The organism is Marinobacter sp. MBR-99 (assembly GCF_040547575.1).
Lineage (GTDB): Bacteria > Pseudomonadota > Gammaproteobacteria > Pseudomonadales > Oleiphilaceae > Marinobacter.
Genome location: NZ_JBEPPY010000014.1, coordinates 98,191 through 115,705, shown reverse-complemented (window position 1 = coordinate 115,705; position 17,515 = coordinate 98,191). Strand labels below are relative to the sequence as shown.

General features: G+C 56.5%; 18 protein-coding genes. 15 read left to right on the top strand and 3 right to left on the bottom strand.

The window, feature by feature from the left end; all coding sequences use genetic code 11:
• The first annotated feature begins 96 nt into the window (after positions 1-96).
• The 4 genes from ABIE59_RS13450 to ABIE59_RS13435 are packed head-to-tail and all read left to right on the top strand — an operon-like array spanning position 97 to position 3,478.
• Entirely contained in the window at positions 97-918 is an 822-nt protein-coding gene (locus ABIE59_RS13450; RefSeq protein WP_354447638.1) for an SDR family oxidoreductase, read from the top strand.
• 21 nt (positions 919-939) lie between these two features.
• On the top strand, positions 940-2,004 hold the full coding sequence (locus ABIE59_RS13445) for a phosphotransferase family protein (RefSeq protein WP_354447636.1): 1,065 nt from the start codon (positions 940-942) through the stop codon (positions 2,002-2,004).
• Complete coding sequence (locus tag ABIE59_RS13440) at positions 2,004-2,693, top strand: histidine phosphatase family protein (RefSeq protein ID WP_354447634.1); 690 nt, start codon at positions 2,004-2,006, stop codon at positions 2,691-2,693. The genes ABIE59_RS13445 and ABIE59_RS13440 overlap by 1 nt, the downstream gene beginning before the upstream one ends.
• 14 nt (positions 2,694-2,707) lie before the next feature.
• Entirely contained in the window at positions 2,708-3,478 is a 771-nt protein-coding gene (locus ABIE59_RS13435; protein ID WP_354447633.1) for an SDR family oxidoreductase, read from the top strand.
• A gap of 76 nt (positions 3,479-3,554) precedes the next feature.
• Here ABIE59_RS13435 and ABIE59_RS13430 read toward each other — a convergent pair whose 3' ends face one another.
• Positions 3,555-4,421, bottom strand: a complete 867-nt coding sequence (locus tag ABIE59_RS13430; RefSeq protein ID WP_354447632.1) for a DUF6279 family lipoprotein — start codon at positions 4,419-4,421, stop codon at positions 3,555-3,557.
• Positions 4,422-4,580: 159 nt separating this feature from the next.
• On the opposite strand from ABIE59_RS13430, the gene ABIE59_RS13425 reads away from it, so the two are divergent.
• The 8 genes from ABIE59_RS13425 to ABIE59_RS13390 all read left to right on the top strand — a co-directional run bounded on the left by ABIE59_RS13425 (position 4,581) and on the right by ABIE59_RS13390 (position 10,840).
• On the top strand, positions 4,581-4,841 hold the full coding sequence (locus ABIE59_RS13425; RefSeq protein ID WP_354447630.1) for a DUF2798 domain-containing protein: 261 nt from the start codon (positions 4,581-4,583) through the stop codon (positions 4,839-4,841).
• Between the two features lie 183 nt (positions 4,842-5,024).
• Positions 5,025-6,065 carry a fasciclin domain-containing protein gene (locus ABIE59_RS13420; protein ID WP_354447628.1) on the top strand — a complete coding sequence of 347 codons (1,041 nt, stop codon included), beginning with the start codon at positions 5,025-5,027 and terminating at the stop codon, positions 6,063-6,065.
• 208 nt (positions 6,066-6,273) lie between these two features.
• A complete protein-coding gene (locus ABIE59_RS13415; RefSeq protein WP_354447626.1) occupies positions 6,274-6,450 on the top strand; it encodes a periplasmic nitrate reductase, NapE protein in 177 nt (58 codons plus the stop codon).
• Between the two features lie 8 nt (positions 6,451-6,458).
• Positions 6,459-6,956 carry a ferredoxin-type protein NapF gene (napF, locus tag ABIE59_RS13410; RefSeq protein ID WP_354447624.1) on the top strand — a complete coding sequence of 166 codons (498 nt, stop codon included), beginning with the start codon at positions 6,459-6,461 and terminating at the stop codon, positions 6,954-6,956.
• Positions 6,949-7,272 (top strand): chaperone NapD, encoded by a 324-nt coding sequence (locus tag ABIE59_RS13405; protein ID WP_354447622.1) that lies wholly within the window; start codon positions 6,949-6,951, stop codon positions 7,270-7,272. The genes napF and ABIE59_RS13405 overlap by 8 nt, the downstream gene beginning before the upstream one ends.
• The gene (gene napA / locus ABIE59_RS13400; protein ID WP_354447620.1) at positions 7,269-9,773 is read left to right on the top strand and encodes a nitrate reductase catalytic subunit NapA; all 2,505 of its coding nucleotides are present in this window, start codon (positions 7,269-7,271) and stop codon (positions 9,771-9,773) included. The genes ABIE59_RS13405 and napA overlap by 4 nt, the downstream gene beginning before the upstream one ends.
• Before the next feature lie 12 nt (positions 9,774-9,785).
• Positions 9,786-10,256 carry a nitrate reductase cytochrome c-type subunit gene (locus tag ABIE59_RS13395; protein WP_354447618.1) on the top strand — a complete coding sequence of 157 codons (471 nt, stop codon included), beginning with the start codon at positions 9,786-9,788 and terminating at the stop codon, positions 10,254-10,256.
• Positions 10,256-10,840 carry a NapC/NirT family cytochrome c gene (locus ABIE59_RS13390; RefSeq protein ID WP_072677850.1) on the top strand — a complete coding sequence of 195 codons (585 nt, stop codon included), beginning with the start codon at positions 10,256-10,258 and terminating at the stop codon, positions 10,838-10,840. Before ABIE59_RS13395 ends, ABIE59_RS13390 begins: the two co-directional genes overlap by 1 nt.
• Before the next feature lie 36 nt (positions 10,841-10,876).
• Here the strand turns inward: ABIE59_RS13390 and dacB are convergent, their stop codons facing one another.
• A complete protein-coding gene (dacB, locus tag ABIE59_RS13385; RefSeq protein WP_502915365.1) occupies positions 10,877-12,451 on the bottom strand; it encodes a D-alanyl-D-alanine carboxypeptidase/D-alanyl-D-alanine endopeptidase in 1,575 nt (524 codons plus the stop codon).
• Positions 12,452-12,717: 266 nt separating this feature from the next.
• Between dacB and ABIE59_RS13380 the strand changes: the two genes are divergently transcribed.
• Positions 12,718-13,488, top strand: a complete 771-nt coding sequence (locus ABIE59_RS13380) for a glutathione S-transferase N-terminal domain-containing protein (RefSeq protein ID WP_354447615.1) — start codon at positions 12,718-12,720, stop codon at positions 13,486-13,488.
• 92 nt (positions 13,489-13,580) lie between these two features.
• Positions 13,581-13,994, top strand: a complete 414-nt coding sequence (locus ABIE59_RS13375) for a GFA family protein (protein WP_354447614.1) — start codon at positions 13,581-13,583, stop codon at positions 13,992-13,994.
• Here the strand turns inward: ABIE59_RS13375 and ABIE59_RS13370 are convergent, their stop codons facing one another.
• Positions 13,995-15,116 carry a PQQ-dependent sugar dehydrogenase gene (locus tag ABIE59_RS13370; RefSeq protein WP_354447612.1) on the bottom strand — a complete coding sequence of 374 codons (1,122 nt, stop codon included), beginning with the start codon at positions 15,114-15,116 and terminating at the stop codon, positions 13,995-13,997.
• A 218-nt stretch (positions 15,117-15,334) separates the two neighbouring features.
• Between ABIE59_RS13370 and ABIE59_RS13365 the strand changes: the two genes are divergently transcribed.
• Complete coding sequence (locus ABIE59_RS13365) at positions 15,335-17,512, top strand: TonB-dependent siderophore receptor (RefSeq protein ID WP_354447610.1); 2,178 nt, start codon at positions 15,335-15,337, stop codon at positions 17,510-17,512.
• The last annotated feature ends 3 nt before the right edge of the window (positions 17,513-17,515 follow it).

The window sequence follows — 17,515 nt, the reverse complement described above, 5'->3', positions numbered from 1 at the left end:
CACAGCGTGTTTTGGAAAGGCCTACCCGGTAGCAGCGCCTCCTCCAAAGCAAAGAACACGAACTCCAGAACATAAACATAACGGAGAGAAACACAGATGACACAACGGGTATTTATAACCGGCGGGGCCAGCGGCCTGGGCCGGGCGATTGCATTGCGGTATGCCAAAGAGGGCTCAAAAGTCTGCATTGGGGACATTAACCCCGAGCAGGGCGTGGCCGTTGAGGCGGAACTGAACAACGCAGGGGGCGAGGGCTATTTCGTTGAATGTGACGTCCGCCGCCTGAGCGACTTTGAAAAAGTACGGGATGACCTGGTAGAGAAGTGGGGCGGTGTGGACGTTGTGGTCAACAACGCCGGCGTTGCCTCCGCTGGCTCCATTGAAGACACCACCATTGGTGACTGGGAATGGATTCTTGATATCAACGTACTCGGCGTTGTGCGTGGCTGCAAAGCCTTCACGCCACTGTTCAAGGAACAGGGCTCCGGCGCGTTTGTGAACGTGGCCTCCATGGCCGGTCTTATGCTGGCGCCGTTGATGGACAGCTACAATGTTTCCAAGGCGGGGGTGATTGCCCTGTCCGAAACCCTCAGCCAGGAGCTGCGGGATTCCGGTATTCACGTCAGCTGTGTGTGCCCCGCGTTCTTCCAGACCAACCTGGCCAGCACCATGCGCTCGGATATTCCCGGCATCCAGCAGAACGTCAACAAACTGATGAAGCGGTCCAACATTACCGCCGAAGATGTGGCCGAGGATATTTTCCGCAGCGTGAAAGACAAAGACTTCTGGGTATTGCCCCACGCCAAAGAACGCCGCATGTGGGTTCTCAAGCGCCATGCGCCCTGGGCGTTTGACTGGCTGATGCACCAGGAAACCAAGCGCTGGATGAGCAAGATGGGTGGCAAGGCGAACGCCTGAATACATCACAGGAGAGATTGAATGACTCAGATCGACCAGGCCGTAGACATCCGGGAAGGCGAAGAGCTGGATATCAGCGCCGTCGACCAGTTTATGAAACAGGCCATTCCCGGCCTGGAAGGGCAGCCGAGTATCAAGCAGTACCCCGGTGGTGCTTCCAACCTGACCTATCAGGTGGATTACGGCGACCAGTCCTACGTACTGCGCCGGCCACCGTTCGGCAAGATTGCCAAGTCGGCCCACGACATGCTGCGGGAAGCGCGGGTGATGGACGCGTTGAAGCCCGTTTACCCCTATGTCCCCAACATTGTCGCCATCTGCGATGATCACAGCGTTCTGGGGTGCGACTTCTACGTGATGGAGCGGCTCAAGGGCATCATTCTGCGCCAGGATTTCCCGAAGGATTTCGAGCTGAGCGCCGAAGACACTCGCAAGCTTTGCCTGAACGTGATCGACAAGCTGGTGGACCTGCACACCGTGGATGCCAAGGCCGCCGGCCTGGACAAACTGGGTAAGGGCGCCGGCTACGTGCAGCGCCAGATTGGCGGCTGGAGCGACCGTTTCCGCAAGGCCCGCACCGAGGATGTCGGTGACTTTGAAAGCGTGATGGCCTGGCTGAACGACAAGATGCCGGATGACATCGCCCAGGTGGTCATCCACAACGATTTTCGTTTTGACAACGTGGTGCTGAACCCGGACAACCCGTTTGAAGTGATCGGCGTGCTGGACTGGGAAATGGCCACCATCGGTGACCCGCTGATGGATCTGGGCAACAGCCTGGCGTACTGGATTGAAGCCGACGACGAAGGCCCGTTTCAGATGCTGCGGCGCCAGCCTACCCACCGCCCGGGCATGCTGACCCGCAAGGAAGTGGTGGACTACTACATGGAGAAATCCGGCTTCCGGGCGGACAACTTCGATTTCTATGAAATCTACGGACTGTTCCGGCTGGCAGTGATCGTCCAGCAAATCTATTACCGCTTCTATCACGGCCAAACCAAAGACAAGCGCTTTGCCGCTTTCGGCCACGCTGCCAACTACCTGGAGAAGCGGTGCCAGCGGCTGATCAGTGAGAGCGCGCTGTAATGGCCACGATCTATCTGGTGCGCCACGGCCAGGCCAGTTTCGGCAAGCAAAACTACGACCAGCTCTCTCCGCGAGGCTGGGAGCAGGGCAGGATCCTGGGCCGCTGGCTGGCGGACAAGGTGGAGCCGGGTGCCATTTTTGGAGGTAACCTGCAGCGCCATCGGGAAACCGTTGAAGCGATCACCACCGGTTACGGTGCAAGCCTGCCGGATATGCAGGTGATGGAAGGCCTTAACGAGTTTGATCATGTTGAAGTGGTGGAACGCCTGCGCCCGGAATGGGCGGACAAACAGTTGATGGCTCGGGACCTGGCCAGCTTCCCGAAACCGGCGAGGGCGTTTCAGCAGGCTTTTGAAAAAGCTGTCGCCCGCTGGGTGAGTGGTGAACACGACCACGAATACGCGGAATCCTGGCAGGGTTTCCGGCAACGGGTTAGCACTTCGCTGGATCAACTGATTGAGCTGGCGGACGGTGCCGATGTCATTGTCTCCACCTCCGGCGGGCCCATTGCGGTGATTGCCCAGCATTTGCTGGAGTTGTCAGACCACAAGGCGCTGGAGATGAATAACGTGATCGTCAACACCAGCGTGTCTCGCATTCTGTATTCCGGCCCCCGGCGTAGCCTGGCCGTATTCAACAATTATAGCCACCTGGAAGCGGAAGACCCCGCCCTGGTGACATTCCGATAAGCTGAGGGAATTCCATGAGCAACAAGAACCTGTTTGATCTGACTGGCAAAGTCGCCCTGGTCACCGGTGCCAGCCGTGGCATCGGCGAGAGCATTGCCCGCACTCTGGCCCATTACGGTGCCCACGTAATTGTCAGTAGTCGCAAGATTGACGGCTGTGAAGCCGTGGCCAGTAGCATCCGTGAGGATGGCGGCAGTGCGGAGGCCTTCGCCTGCCACATCGGAGAAATGGACCAGATTGAAGCGGTTTGGGAGCACATTGCCAAAGAGCATGGCAAGCTGGATATCCTGGTCAACAACGCCGCCGCCAATCCGTACTTCGGCCCGGTAGAAGACACCGACCTGGGTGCCTTCCACAAAACCGTGGATGTGAACATCCGTGGTTACTTCTTCATGTGTGCCCGTGGCGCCCAACTGATGAAGAAAAACGGTGGCGGCTCCATTGTGAACGTTGCCTCGGTGAACGGCGTGAACCCCGGCCACTTCCAGGGCATCTATTCGGTGACCAAGGCGGCGGTGATTTCCATGACCAAATCCTTCGCTATGGAGCTTGGCCAGCAGAACGTCAGGGTGAATGCCCTGCTGCCCGGCCTGACCGACACCAAGTTCGCCAGCGCCCTGACAACCAACGAAGCCATCAAGAAGCAGGCCATGGCCCACATTCCGATGAAGCGTGTGGCGGATCCGGACGAAATGGCCGGTACCGTGCTGTACCTGGTGTCCAACGCTTCCAGCTACACCACGGGTGCCTGCATTAATGCGGACGGTGGTTACCTGACGGTTTAATAACAGCCAGATTCAAAAGGGCCGGAGAATTCGTTATCTCCGGCCCTTTTTTGTGTTGGGTGTTTGTCTGGCGAGATCAGGAACAGGTCAGAGCGGTGAAGTCCTGGTTCAATTTGTTCGCCCGGGCCTGCAGGTGCTCCCGGTGCTGTTGGTCGCCGGCCCGGATCAACGAATGCATCAGGTTCGCCAGGGCTTGCTGGCTTTCCGTCATCATGGCCTGGTATTCGGGACCTCGGGCGTTTTCGGAGTTAACCACCAGTTCGCGGATGGCTTCATCAAAGCCGGGCTGATTCCGTCGCTCCAGTGTTTCCAGCAGGGCCTCTTGCCAGTTTTTTCGTCCCTGCAGCCAGATTTCCGTTTGTTGATCGCGATTGGCTGACCATTCTTCAACCAGGGCCTGCTGCTGCCCGTTCAGGCTGCCCAGCCATCGCTCTACGCGTTTGGTGGTGCGCTCTGCCCGGGCCCTGGCGGTCTGGTCCTGGTTACCTCCCAGCATTTCCTGTTCAAGCTCAGCCTGATCTTCTGCCATGTTCCTGGCCAGCTCGGTCACCTGATCATCAGACAGGCTGGCCAGAAGATTCACCGCCACTGGTACAGCTCGATCCAATAAATCCGGTACAAAGACCAGAAGTTGTTGTTGGTGATACTCAATGGTGTCGATATCCGGTGCGCCATCGGCTATGTCCGCCTCAAGCTCGTCTAGCCAGGCGCGGTAGCGGGGCAGCTCCGCTGAGCAATGCCACTGGCGCAGGCTATCCAAATCCTGATTCAGCTGCTGTTTCTGTGCTCGGCTAAGGGTTACATAGTCTTCTACCCACCACACCACGCCCCAGTCTGCATATCGATAGGCCATGCGGGTAGAGCTACAGCCAGCCAGTATGAGCAGGGCAGCAAGGGCAAGGGTCGTGAGCTTCAGGGTTCTCGTGTGGTACCGCTGATCCATGGGTCCGGTCTCTCGGTAAAAAGCCGTATGGTAAAACTTTGCATGCTTACTATGATGTTGCGCTAGCCTGTTGGCGCGCTGCGCGCTGATTACCTCAGTCTAGCTACGGATTGAAGAAAGTTTCAGATGTTGTTCGCCCATAATTTCCCAAGAGGTGTCATGTCTTCCCGTAAAATTACACGTGTTCGCCGAGTTGTCTTTTCACTCTACATGTCCGGCATCATGTCATTGATGATGTCTGGCATTATCACCCTTATCAATACAGGGCTGGCGGAGGGTTTCTTCAACCGCTGGGCCGCCTCGTTTGTTGTGGCGTGGGCGGTGGCATTTCCCCTGGTCATCTTCATCGCACCGTTGGCAGGAAAATTGGCGGATGGCACCGTTAGTCATCTGTTGGCGCGCGTAGAAGATCATTCCTGAGTGCCTGTTAGCAGACGAAAAATTGAATTCAGCTCACATTTGTAAACTCAAATGTAAAAATTTGTGAATCCGTTTTTTTGCCCTCCCCGTAGATTGCTTTGTCGCATTAGTCAGGGACTGAACTAGTGCAGGTTCGAACCAACTCAAACTATCGACAAGCGATTCTTTATTGAGGACAGAAAAATGAAAAAGATCATAGCTTTACCGGTAATTTTGGCGGGCAGTGTCATGTTGTCCGGTTGTTGGCTCGATAACGACGATAACGATTCGGCACGCGGCCCAACCCAAAATATTCTGGAAATCGCGGTTGCAAACGAAAATACAACGATCCTTGAGGCCGCTGTTCTTGCGGCAGACTCTTCTATAGCCGAGCTACTCGCCGGCAATGATCAGTTGACGGTGTTTGCGCCGACAGACACAGCCTTCGAAGCTCTACTCGAGGACTTGGGTCTCACGGCAGAAGAGTTGTTGGCTGACACAGAATTGCTGAACACGGTTCTCAGCTACCACGTTCTCGCAACGTCAGTAGGTGAAGTGAAGGCCGAAGCGGCAATCGGCGTCGCTCAAAGCCCAGTCCCACAAAACTTGGTTGAAACGGTGAACGGCAAAGACGTCGCGCTCTCAATTTCACAGGAAAACGGTGAGGACGTGTTGTACGTCAACACCTCTCGAGTAACGGTTACTGATGTAGATGCAATCAACGGCGTTATTCATCTCATCGATAAAGTGCTTCTTCCCCCACCGAGCGCTCTTAGCGACACAGAGTCAACGATTGCAGAGATCGTAACCAAGCTAGCAACCGATGAAGTAAATGCCGAATTTACAATACTACTCGACGCACTTGTGGAAGTGAGTAGTCGAGACGGAGCTCCTGACCTGGTCGCTACCGCTTCGAATCCGGAGGCGACCTTGACGGTGTTCGCGCCAACCGATGCTGCTTTTGAAGCGTTGTTGGCTGATGAAGGGCTGACGGCGGAGCAATTGCTTGCCAACCCGAATTTGCCGGGCATTTTACAGCAACATATTCTTAATATTCGGGTAGATTCACTGACTGCATACGCTTCGAATGGTGACACGGTAACGAACCTGGCGGGCACCACTTTGAACGTCGACATACAAAACAACGCGCTGGTTATCGAGGGAAGCAAGGTTACAGAGGCGGACGTTGAAGCAGCCAACGGCGTGATTCACGTGATCGATAAGGTGATTTTCACGGTCGACTAATTGCCGGAGCGATGCTCTTGCTCGAAACACCCATGATGGGCCGGCTCCCGAAGCCGGCCTTTTTTGTGCCCGGCACGGACTCACTTCAGGAGGCAAGTCCTCCCATTATCCCGCTGTCTATACCTCCAAAGAAATACCAAATTTGATTTTTGCCAAGTTTGCTCTGTTTGACTAGGGTGATGAATACACATACAAAAAAGGTGGGTTTATGGACGACCTCCAACAACTGACGCCGGAGCAGCGAAAAAGCATTGAGTTCCGGCTGTTTATCTTCATCATCGTATTCCTGTTTCCCATCCTGGCCGTTGCTGTTGTCGGTGGTTACGGATTCCTGGTCTGGATGTCCCAGGTGTTCATGGGCCCGCCGGGACCTCCAGGGGGGTAGCGCCTGGTATGGCTGTTAACGAGTCCCGCCGGCTGTTTCTGCGCGGCGGCAGGGCGCCTGCATCCGAGTGGCGGCCACCCTGGACAACCGAAGCAATAACCGATCAGTGCACCCGGTGCGAACAGTGTATCGATGCATGCCCCGAAGATGTGCTGTTTCGCGGTGATGGCGGTTTCCCGCAAATCCGCTTTACCGGCGAAGGGTGCACGCTGTGCGGTGAGTGCGCCCGAGCCTGTCCGGAATCGGTGTTTGACCTCACACGTGAGGCGTTCCCTTGGCGCGCGGTGATTCGGGATAACTGCCTTGCCCAAGCCAATATCCACTGCCAGACCTGCCGAGACGCCTGTGAACCCGCAGCTATACGGTTCCCTCCAAAGCTTGGCCATGTCGCCATCCCTGAGGTCGCCGAAGACGATTGCACCGGTTGCGGTGCCTGTGTCGCGGTGTGCCCTGAAGATGCCATCAACCTGGTTACCCAGGAACAGAGAGAGCAAACCCATGCATGAATCACCGAACGCGGAAATCCACATCGCCAGCTTTCTGGTGCACGTGCGACCGGAGTCGCTCGATGCGGTGCTCGAACTTCTAGAGGCAACCCCGGGGCTGGAGGAGGGTACCCGAGACCCGTTGGGAAAACTGGTGGTGCTGGCGGAAGGCACCAGCCATCAGGACCTGCTGAACGCCATGGAATTGGTAGAAAGCGCACCGGGCGTTCTGGAATGCATTCTGGTTTACCACGAAGTGATGTCTCCGGAAGAAGCGAGACAGCAGTTGATTGCTAAAGGACAGTCAGAAACAGAACAACAGGAAGCAATGTCATGAACCTGACACGACGAGAATTCGCAAAGGCCAACGCGCTGGCTATGGCGGCATCTGCGGCCGGCCTGTCGATACCGGCTGCGGCCAGTAATCTGATTACCAACGCTGAACTCACCGAACTGAGATGGAACAAGGCGCCCTGCCGTTTCTGTGGCACCGGTTGCAGTGTGATGGTTGCAACCAGGGACAATCAGATCGTGGCGACCCATGGGGATACTCAGTCGGAAGTGAACCGTGGTCTGAACTGTGTGAAAGGCTACTTTCTGTCGAAGATACTGTACGGTCGTGACCGGCTTACCAAGCCGTTGCTGCGTAAACGTGACGGCAAATTCCACAAAGAGGGCGATTTCCAGGAGGTCAGTTGGGATGAAGCCCTGGACGTGATGGCAGAAAAGTTCACAACTGCCATCAAGGAGCATGGCCCGGAAAGCGTTGGCATGTTCGGCTCCGGCCAGTGGACCATCTGGGAAGGCTATGCCGCCAGCAAACTGTTCAAGGCCGGTTTTCGCTCCAATAACATCGACCCCAACGCCCGCCATTGCATGGCGTCTGCGGTTGCCGGCTTTATGCGGACATTTGGGTCTGATGAGCCGATGGGTGTCTATGACGATATCGAGAGTGCGGATGCCTTCGTACTCTGGGGCGCCAACATGGCAGAGATGCACCCGATCCTCTGGACCCGGGTAACCGACCGCCGACTGTCGCACCCCAGTACCGAAGTGGCGGTGCTCTCAACCTACGAGCACCGCTGCTTTGACCTGGCGGACCTGCCGATGGTGATGGAGCCCCACGCCGATGTGGCGATTCTGAATTACATTGCCAACTACATTATCCAGAACAATGCGGTGAACCAGGATTTCGTTACCAAACACACCCGGTTTGTGCGCGCTGCAGACGACATCGGCTATGGCCTCCGGCCAGAAGATCCGCGTGAACAGAAGGCCAGGAACGCCGATAACGCCAACGGCTGGGAAGACATGTCATTTGACGATTTCGCACGGCATGTCCGCGAGTTCGATGTGAAAAAGGCCGCCGCGATTTCCGGAGTGTCAGAGGCCCGGCTAGAGCGTCTGGCCAAGTTATACGCCGACCCCGACAAGCGGGTTACCACCTTCTGGACGATGGGCGTTAACCAGCACACCCGCGGGGTTTGGGTGAATAACCTGATCTACAACATTCACCTGCTGACCGGCAAGATAGCAACGCCGGGCAACAGTCCGTTTTCGCTCACTGGTCAACCTTCCGCCTGCGGTACGGCGAGGGAGGTGGGCACCTTTGCTCATCGCCTGCCAGCCGATATGGTGGTGGCCAACCCGGAGCACCGGGCCAAGGCAGAGAAGATCTGGAAACTGCCGGAGGGCACCATTCCGGCCAAGCCGGGTTACCACGCAGTGCTGCAAAGCCGGATGCTGAAAGACAGCAAACTGCGAGTTTACTGGACCCAGGTCACCAACAATATCCAGGCGGGGCCAAACACCATGCAGGAAACCCTGCCGGGCTGGCGCAATCCCGATACCTTTATCATCGTCTCTGATATTTATCCCACGGTCTCGGCACAGGCGGCAGACCTTATTTTGCCGGCGGCCGGCTGGGTTGAAAAAGAAGGGGCTTACGGTAATGCTGAGCGCCGCACCCAGTTCTGGCATCAGCTGGTGAACGCACCGGGTGAAGCCCGCTCAGACCTGTGGCAAACGGTGGCTCTTTCCCAGCGCATCAAAGTGGCCGATGTGTGGCCGGAGGAGCTGATTGCCAAAGCGCCGGAAACGCGAGACAAAACCCTGTTTGATGTGTTGTTCCGAAACGGCAACGTTGACCGTTATCCGCTGGGAGACCTGCATCCGGAATACGGGAACCAGGAGTCGAAAGACTTTGGTTTCTACATCCAGAAGGGCATTTTTGAGGAATATCGGCAGTTTGGTGCCGGTAAGGGCAAAGACCTGGCGGACTTCGATACTTACCATGCCACCCGTGGTTTGAGGTGGCCGGTCGTTGATGGCAAGGAAACCCTATGGCGCTATCGTGAGGGCTCAGACCCATACGTGGCAGAGGGCAGCGGTTTCCAGTTTTATGGCAATCCAGACAATCGCGCGCGAATCTTCGCCGTGCCCCATGAGCCGCCCGCAGAATCTCCGGACGATGAATACCCATTCTGGCTTTGCACTGGCCGGGTATTGGAACACTGGCATACGGGCTCAATGACGCGCCGGGTGTCTGAACTGCACAAGGCGGTTCCGGATGCCTTGTTGTACATGAACGCTGATGATGCCCGTGACAGAGGGTGGCGGCGTGGCAGCGAGGTAAAGGTGATCAGTCGCCGGGGTGAAGTCCGGGTTCGGGTAGAAACCCGTGGTCGTGTTCGTATGCCCAAGGGCATGGTGTATGTGCCGTTCTTCGATGCCGGAAAGCTGATCAACAAGGTCACGCTGGACGCAACGGACCCCATTTCCAAACAGACCGACTTCAAGAAGTGCGCTGTCCGTCTGGAACTGGTTAACCTGGCTTAAGGAGACGTCACCATGAGAACGCTTGTCTTTTTTCTGGCCGCCTCCCTGGCCTTCCTGGCGTATGCCGAGAGTGATCATTTGTCACCCTCTTCACCGGACGGGCTGCGCAAAGGCGGGACTCTGGGGCAGGATCTGCCCGCACCGCCTATCGCCGGTGATCCCAGAGAGGTGAAACGGGAAGTGCGTAATTATCCGGAGCAACCGCCGGTGATTCCCCATGCCATCCGCGACTATCAGGTAGACAAGAACTTCAACCGTTGCCTGGATTGCCACAGCCGCGAGGCAGCCGTGCAGGCGGGTGCCCCCATGGTGAGCGTGACTCATTTTATGGATCGTCACTTCCAGGTGCGGGCTGAGGTAACGCCGGGGCGCTATTTCTGCACCCAGTGCCATGTGCCGCAAACCGACGCTCAGCCGCTGGTGGAGTCAGATTTCAAAGCCGTGGATGAAGTGATCCGTGCCTCCAGCAGAGGAGATCGCTGATGATGAAACGGCTGAAGCTCTACTGGAATCTGTTGCGCAAGCCCAGTGTGCACTACAGCCTCGGTTTCCTGACGCTCAGCGGCTTTATTGCCGGGATCATCTTCTGGGGTGGTTTCAACACGGCGCTGGAAGTGACCAACACCGAGCAGTTCTGCATAGGGTGCCATGAAATGTATAGCAACCCGTATCAGGAGCTGAAAACAACCATCCATTACACTAACCGATCAGGTGTACGTGCCGAATGTTCAGATTGCCACGTGCCCCACGGCTGGACTCATAAGATTGGCCGAAAGATGGAAGCCTCGAAAGAAGTCTGGGGTTGGATATTTGGCTCCATCAACACCCCGGAGAAATTCGAGGCCAAGCGACGTGAGCTGGCGGAGCGGGAGTGGCAGCGGCTGAAAGCGAACGATTCACTGGAGTGTCGTAATTGCCACGAGTTCGATTCGATGGACTTCACCCTGCAAGACCCCAGAGCATCCCAGGCGCACTCGACAGCGCTGGCGGACGGTGAGCAAACCTGCATCGATTGCCACAAGGGTATTGCGCACAAGCTGCCCGACATGGCCGGGGTATCCCGATAGGCTCTGGGTTAGTTTCAGACTTTTATTGGCGGGGCCTTACTGGATGGAAGGCCCTGAGCCATCCGCCGGGGACTGGGACAGGGATGTCCCGACCGGTGGCCGGAAGTGCAGTGAGTAGAGCACGCGGTCAAGCACTGCCTGGCCATTCCAGGCCGGGTTGTTATTAACCATGCCGACGATAGCCCAGGTGGTATTCCTGTCGTCACGAGTAAAGCCGGCAATAGAGCGCACATGCTCAAGGTAGCCGGTTTTAATCCGGCCCTGGCCATCCATGCCGGTATTTCTCAGGCGCCGGGACATGGTGCCATCCATCGCGATGATCGGCATGGAGGCCATTAAATCTGAAGAATAGGGGCTGTTCCAGGCGTGCTGCAGAATCTGGGCGCCCTGGCGTGCGGTAATCCGGCCATGGCGTGTCAGCCCCGCGCCGTTATCGATCACCATGCCTGCCGTGTTGACGCCAAGCCCTTCGAGCCAGTCATAGATGGCGCGAATGCCCGCCACCCGGTCGTCCTGTTCGTCTTCCTTGCGGAACTCGGCGCCAATGGTCAGCAGCATTTGCCGGGCCATCACGTTACTACTCCACTTGTTGATGTCCCGCACCATGGTCACCAGATCCGGGGAGGTGGTCCGCATCACAAGGCGAGCGTCTTCCGGAGTAGTATCAAACCGATCACCACCACTGATGATCACTCCCATTTCTGATAACACTGAGCGAATTAGTGAGGCTGAATAACGCTCGTGGGGCAACAGTGACAGATAGGTGGTGGTGCGACAGCCCTGGGGCAACTCACCGGTCACCTGAACGGTTACCCGGTGATCGTTATGAAACACTGGCTTCCAGTCGAAGCGACTGCGGGCAGGGCAGGGGCCCTCCGGCAGCGCGGTTACCCGGTTATCAATACTGATCTCACCAAGATTGGGAGTGGTCCAGGCCTGGGTGCCCCGCTCATCAGCCCGTACCTGAAAGTGAAGCAGGTTGAGATTGCTCAGATAAGCGGACGGTTCCACCAGGAAAGGCGCGTGGGGGTTGTTGCCGTTGTCTTCAAAGGCCGGGAAACCACCGTCGACCCGGAAATAACTGCCGTCCAGAACCAGATCACCTTCAATCCGGTTAATACCCATGCTGCGTAATTCCCGAAGGGTGCCCCACAGTCGCTCAAGGGTGAGCTTGGGATCGCCACCGAAACGCACGTACAGGTTGCCCTTCAGGGTATCGCCAACCATGATGCCGTCGGTCAGGAAATCGGTGTTCCAGTGATGAGTCGGGCCCAACAACTCCAGGGCCGCATAGGTGGTGACCAACTTCATGATGGAGCCTGGGCTCATCAGTTCGTCAGCGTTCACATACTGCTCAATGCCCGGCCCGTTGAGGGGGATGGCTGCAACACTGAGCGCCTGATCGTTCTTCAGGGACTTATTCGCGTAGTCTTTGATCTGACTGGCCCATAGCCTGGATTCAGCGAAGGCGGCAGCAGCACTGCTGCTTTCCTGGGCCGGGGCCGGCGTACTTGCCATAGCGCAGGCAGCCGCTACGGCCAACACCAGCCGCTTGGGAGAGGTTACACTCCTTGACGCGCAAACCTTCGCCTGTAAACCCTGAATCAGCATCACACCAGCCCATTGTTATATTCACTTTCTACAATAGCTCATCCCACGGGTTTGTACTATGCAGAAAAGCTATACATGACGTTAAAAAATGGCAGTAGAGTCGTTGTTTATATTAGGTTTTTGTGACAGCTCGTAAGTGCCTTTCAGAATCAGTGGGTTAGCTTTGACCGCAACGCAGTGACGCGCAAGCCAATGGGGAGGACTGCGATTGTGAGACAATGCCAGTCTGAGCCCATGAACCAAATACAACGAACAAAGGCAACAATATGCTCAAAGCGATCAGACATCAGGTGAACGTACTGGAATCTGTGGCGACCTCTTCCTTTGCTGCCTGGCGTGGCTGCCTGGTGATCAAGGCTGTCCCGCAGCCAGAAAAACCGATCATTCTTTATGATATGGAAGCCTGCCCTTACTGTCGCCGTGTGCGGGAAGTGCTGACGGCTTTGCACCTGGATGTTGAGATCAGGCCCTGCCCCAAAGGCGGCCGATTCTTCCGCCCGGAAGCCGAGGCTCTGGGCGGCAAGCAGCAGTTCCCGTTGCTGGTGGATCAAAATACCGGCAAGGTGATCTACGAATCCGAGGATATTGTTGCCTACCTGTTTAGTCAGTATGCCGATCGGCCCGTGCCTGGCTACTACCAGTCCAGGGCTTGGCAACCAGCTTTGAACTCGATTGGATCTGCAACCAGTGAACTGCGTGGATTGCGCGCCGTATCCGGTAATCGTCCGGAGCAGGGATTACACCTCTGGAGCTTTGAGGGCAGCCCCTTTTCACGCCTGGTGCGGGAAAAACTGTGCGAGCTGGAGATTCCCTACACATTACACAACCTGGGCAAGGAGCACTGGACCGAAATCGGCCCGGCCAAACAACGTTTAAAGCCAGGCGAGTACAGGCCCATTCCGGGGGGCAAGCGGGACGCCTTTTTCCAGAAACATGGCAGGGTGCAAGTGCCGTATCTGGAAGATCCCAATACCGGTCAGCAGTTGTTTGAATCCGGTCGGATTATGGCTTACCTGAATAAACAGTACGGGGGTTGAGCGCCCGCAGTCGGCGGCCCGGGGCTGGTATTCCGGGCCCGACACGGTATGATCAGCGCCCATAGTCTGCGTGCCAGAATCGGGAGCAAGTGATGTATACCGGCCAGTGTCTTTGTGGCGATGTCCAGTTTGAGTACGATGGCCCTTTGGGTCCGGTCGCCCTGTGCCATTGCAGTCAGTGCCGGCGAGCGCACGGCAGTGCGTTTTCCGCCAGTGCGCCGGTGCAGAAAGTGCGGTTTCGATTTGTTTCTGGCCAGGATCAGGTGAGGGAATTCGAATCCCGGCCCGGCAAATACCGGGCCTTCTGCCCCCGCTGTGGAAGCCAGCTATACAGCCGCCTGGACGCCATCCCCGGCATCCTGAGGCTGCGGGTTGGGGCGATCAACGAGCCCCTGGGAAAGAAGGCCGCCCAGCACGTTTACGTGGGCTCAAAGTCCGACTGGTTTGATATCACTGACAATCTGCCCCAGTACGACAAAACCGAGCGCACCAACGACCCGAATTGATCACTTGGCCGGTACCACCCGGTACACCTTGCCCTGACGCGAGTCGGTCAGCAGCCACAGGGCGCCATCCGGCCCCATGCGCACATCCCGGATACGTTCACCGAGATTGGTAAGCAGATCTTCTTCCTCAACCACTTCTTCATCGTTGAGGGTCAGTCGAACCAGCTTTTGACTCCTCAGCGCACCGACAAACAGATCGCCCTGCCACTGCGGGAACAGGTCGCCGGTATAGAAGGCCATGCCAGAGGGGGCAATGGACGGGTCCCAATAGTGCAGTGGGTCGGTTACGCCCGCCATGGTGGTCTTGTCTGAGATCGGAATGCCAGAGTAGTCGATGCCGTAGGTGACCTTCGGCCAGCCGTAGTCATTACCCGCCCTGATGATGTTGATCTCGTCTCCACCCCGGGGGCCATGTTCATGGCTCCAGACTTCACCGGTGTCCGGGTGTAGGGTCATGCCCTGGATGTTGCGGTTGCCGTAGGTGTAGAAGGTGTTGTTGGTGCGGGAATCGCCGATAAAGGGGTTGTCTGCAATCGCATCACCGTTTGTGGAAATGCGATGCACGCCACCGGCATCGTCCCGATTATCCTGAGCCCTGTCCATTTCGCCTCGGTCACCGACGGCCATGTATAAATGGCCGTTCTGGTCAAACACCATCCTGCCGGCAAAGTGCCTGCCATTTCTCGAACGGGGTAGAGCCTCAAAAATCACTTCGACGTTTTCAAGCGCCTCGCCGTTATAGGTCGCACGGGCAACGCGGGTAGTCATGCCGTCACTGTTACGGTGGGCGTAACTCAGAAACAGGGTCTGGTTGTTGGCGAACTGCGGGTGAAGCACAACATCCAGAAGCCCCCCCTGGCCGGAGGCTACCAGTTCCGGTAACCCTTTAACCGGTTCCCGTACAAGGTTGCCGTTCTCAATCCGGCGAAGCCGACCTTCACGTTCGGTGACCAGCATGGTGCCATCGGGCAGGAAGGCCAGGCTCCATGGATGCTCGAGGTTCTGGGCGACGGTTTCCAGCTGAAATTCGGTTTTGTCGGATGAGAATGTCTGGGCGGCAGCGCCGGTCACTGAAAAGAGTAACAGGCTGCCGGCGACTAGAAGTGGTTTGCCATTAAACATGAAACTCTCCCCCTTGAGTCGGTTTTTCTGCGCGTCTGGCGCTTGTTGTTAGTCAAGAATAGCAGGTGACAGGGCCCTGTTGGGTTTTGGCTAACTACTGGTAATAGGGGAAGAGCGTTATTCTGGATCAATCTTTGTATTTCAAATCAGAATGATTCGCATTAAGATATGTCGACTGTGTTTTGATTTCTTTCATCGACAAAAGTACGGAGATTCTGATGTCCCGATTACCCAAGCCCGCTTTGCGCCGAAACGCTCTGGCCACTGCCGTTTGTCTTGCTTCTGCTCCAATGTTGGCGGCAGCGCAGACTGGCGAGCCCGCCACACTCGAGGTAATTGATGTCTCGGCAGAGCGGGGCACTGCTTCCTCTGAATCCACGGGAAGTTACCTGAGCAGTGCAACCACCACGTCCATGAAAATGGAGCTGACTCACCGTGAAACGCCGCAGGCCGTTACTGTCATTACCCGCGAGCAGATGAACGACTTTGCCCAGAACAATGTTAACGACGTACTGGAAGGCACGACTGGTGTGACCGTGGAGTCCGTTGAGACGGATCGAACCTATTACACGTCTCGTGGTTTTGACATCAATAACTTTCAGTACGATGGCGTGGGCATGCCCGCCGTATACGACAACATTCAGGGCGAGCTGGATACGTCATTTTTCGATAGGGTTGAAGTGGTTCGAGGTGCAAACGGCCTGATGACAGGTTCTGGCAGTCCGGCGGCCACGGTGAATTTCATACGCAAGCGCCCAACAGAAACCACTCAGGCATCCGTCAGGGCTACTGGCGGTTCCTGGGACCAAAAGCGCCTTGTTGGCGATGTTTCAGGTTCGATGACGGATTCCGGAAACGTGCGTGGCAGAGTGGTTGCGGGGTACGAGGACAAGAACTCCTATCTCGATCGCTACAGCAATGAAAAGAAGATGTTCTATGGCGTGCTGGAAGCAGATTTGACGAATACCACGTTACTCACTGCTGGCCATGCGATCCAGACGTCCGACACCGACAGCCCGCTATGGGGCGCATTGCCTCTGTTCTTCACCGACGGAACGGCTACCGAGTTTACACGCTCCACCAGCACCTCCGCGGACTGGTCCTACTGGGATAACACCCTGCATAACAGCTTCGTGGAGCTGCGGCAGCAGCTGGCAAATGGCTGGCGGGCACAAGGCACGGTTTCCCGTTTGGAAAGCGAAAGTGACTCTGAGCTTTTCTATCAGTTCGGTACTCCAGACCCCGATACCGGTGAGGGCTTGATGGCTTACGGCAGTCAGTACGATCTGAACGTTGAACAATGGGTGGTTGATGCCTTTGCAACCGGGCCTTTCACTCTTGGCAATCGCACCCATGAGCTGGTGTTGGGGGCCACCTGGTCCCGGTCTGAGACGGTTGATGAATCCCGCTACGGCCAAGGTATTGGCGATCCGCTGCCGCCCTTGAACGAATGGGATGGTAATTACCCGAAACCCGCTTTCACCAATGGTGCTGCGGGCTCTGACTGGACTGATCGTGAGACCGCAACCTATGCGGCAGCCCGCTGGAGTGTCACTGACAGGCTCACCGCCATTACCGGCCTGCGGATGACCTGGATCGACAGTAAGGGGACCAGTTACGGCAATACCAAAGAAACCCGCTACAACGCTGTTGAAACCCCATACGCAGGCCTGATTTACGACCTCAACAATAACCACTCAGTCTATGCGAGCTACACCGAGATATTCACGCCGCAAACGGAACTGGATATTAACCGCAGCCGGCTTGATCCCATTGACGGGGTAAATTACGAACTGGGCCTGAAGAGCGAGTTTCTTGTTGATCGGGTTAACACCACCGTGGCTGTCTTCCAGACTGAGCAGCAGAATGTGGCGGAAGCGGCTGGTACCTTTGAAGGCACCCAGGATGCCTACTACCGTGCTGTTGATGGCCTTAAGAGTCAGGGTGTTGAGCTGGAGTTTGTGGGCGACGTGACCGACAGAGTTCAGCTCTTTGCCGGGTACACCTATGTGGACATTGAAGACAAAGACGGACGTTCGGCTAAGTCGTTTGTGCCGGAACATCTGGCCCAGCTCCGTGGCACCTGGAAAGTGCCCGGTATCGACGGCCTGAAACTGGGCAGTAAGGTGCGCTGGCAGTCTGCAATCAGTCAGGAGCAGGGTGTTGCCACAACCGGGCCAAACGCCGGTGCCACGATAGTGACCGAGCAAGGTAGCTATGCGGTCATTGATTTAATGGCCAGTTACGATTTCGCCCGCAACTGGAACGCAACCCTGAACGTGAACAACGTGACCGATGAAAAATACATCGAAAGCCTGAAGAAGTTCGGCACGTCTGCCCAGGGCTTTTACGGTGCGCCGGCTAATGCCAGCATGACCGTTTCCTGGGTTTACTGAAGC

Bases quoted from the DNA above. Each gene is read 5' to 3' on its own strand.
- ABIE59_RS13365 (WP_354447610.1), top strand. From the start codon at position 15,335: ATGTCCCGATTACCCAAGCCCGCTTTGCGCCGAAACGCTCTGGCCACT.
- ABIE59_RS13425 (WP_354447630.1), top strand. From the start codon at position 4,581: ATGTCTTCCCGTAAAATTACACGTGTTCGCCGAGTTGTCTTTTCACTC.
- ABIE59_RS13375 (WP_354447614.1), top strand. From the start codon at position 13,581: ATGTATACCGGCCAGTGTCTTTGTGGCGATGTCCAGTTTGAGTACGAT.
- ABIE59_RS13445 (WP_354447636.1), top strand. From the start codon at position 940: ATGACTCAGATCGACCAGGCCGTAGACATCCGGGAAGGCGAAGAGCTG.
- ABIE59_RS13380 (WP_354447615.1), top strand. From the start codon at position 12,718: ATGCTCAAAGCGATCAGACATCAGGTGAACGTACTGGAATCTGTGGCG.
- ABIE59_RS13435 (WP_354447633.1), top strand. From the start codon at position 2,708: ATGAGCAACAAGAACCTGTTTGATCTGACTGGCAAAGTCGCCCTGGTC.
- napA (WP_354447620.1), top strand. From the start codon at position 7,269: ATGAACCTGACACGACGAGAATTCGCAAAGGCCAACGCGCTGGCTATG.
- napF (WP_354447624.1), top strand. From the start codon at position 6,459: ATGGCTGTTAACGAGTCCCGCCGGCTGTTTCTGCGCGGCGGCAGGGCG.
- ABIE59_RS13370 (WP_354447612.1), bottom strand. From the start codon at position 15,116: ATGTTTAATGGCAAACCACTTCTAGTCGCCGGCAGCCTGTTACTCTTT.
- ABIE59_RS13395 (WP_354447618.1), top strand. From the start codon at position 9,786: ATGAGAACGCTTGTCTTTTTTCTGGCCGCCTCCCTGGCCTTCCTGGCG.
- ABIE59_RS13440 (WP_354447634.1), top strand. From the start codon at position 2,004: ATGGCCACGATCTATCTGGTGCGCCACGGCCAGGCCAGTTTCGGCAAG.
- ABIE59_RS13420 (WP_354447628.1), top strand. From the start codon at position 5,025: ATGAAAAAGATCATAGCTTTACCGGTAATTTTGGCGGGCAGTGTCATG.
- dacB (WP_502915365.1), bottom strand. From the start codon at position 12,451: ATGCTGATTCAGGGTTTACAGGCGAAGGTTTGCGCGTCAAGGAGTGTA.
- ABIE59_RS13430 (WP_354447632.1), bottom strand. From the start codon at position 4,421: ATGGATCAGCGGTACCACACGAGAACCCTGAAGCTCACGACCCTTGCC.
- ABIE59_RS13450 (WP_354447638.1), top strand. From the start codon at position 97: ATGACACAACGGGTATTTATAACCGGCGGGGCCAGCGGCCTGGGCCGG.
- ABIE59_RS13390 (WP_072677850.1), top strand. From the start codon at position 10,256: ATGATGAAACGGCTGAAGCTCTACTGGAATCTGTTGCGCAAGCCCAGT.
- ABIE59_RS13405 (WP_354447622.1), top strand. From the start codon at position 6,949: ATGCATGAATCACCGAACGCGGAAATCCACATCGCCAGCTTTCTGGTG.
- ABIE59_RS13415 (WP_354447626.1), top strand. From the start codon at position 6,274: ATGGACGACCTCCAACAACTGACGCCGGAGCAGCGAAAAAGCATTGAG.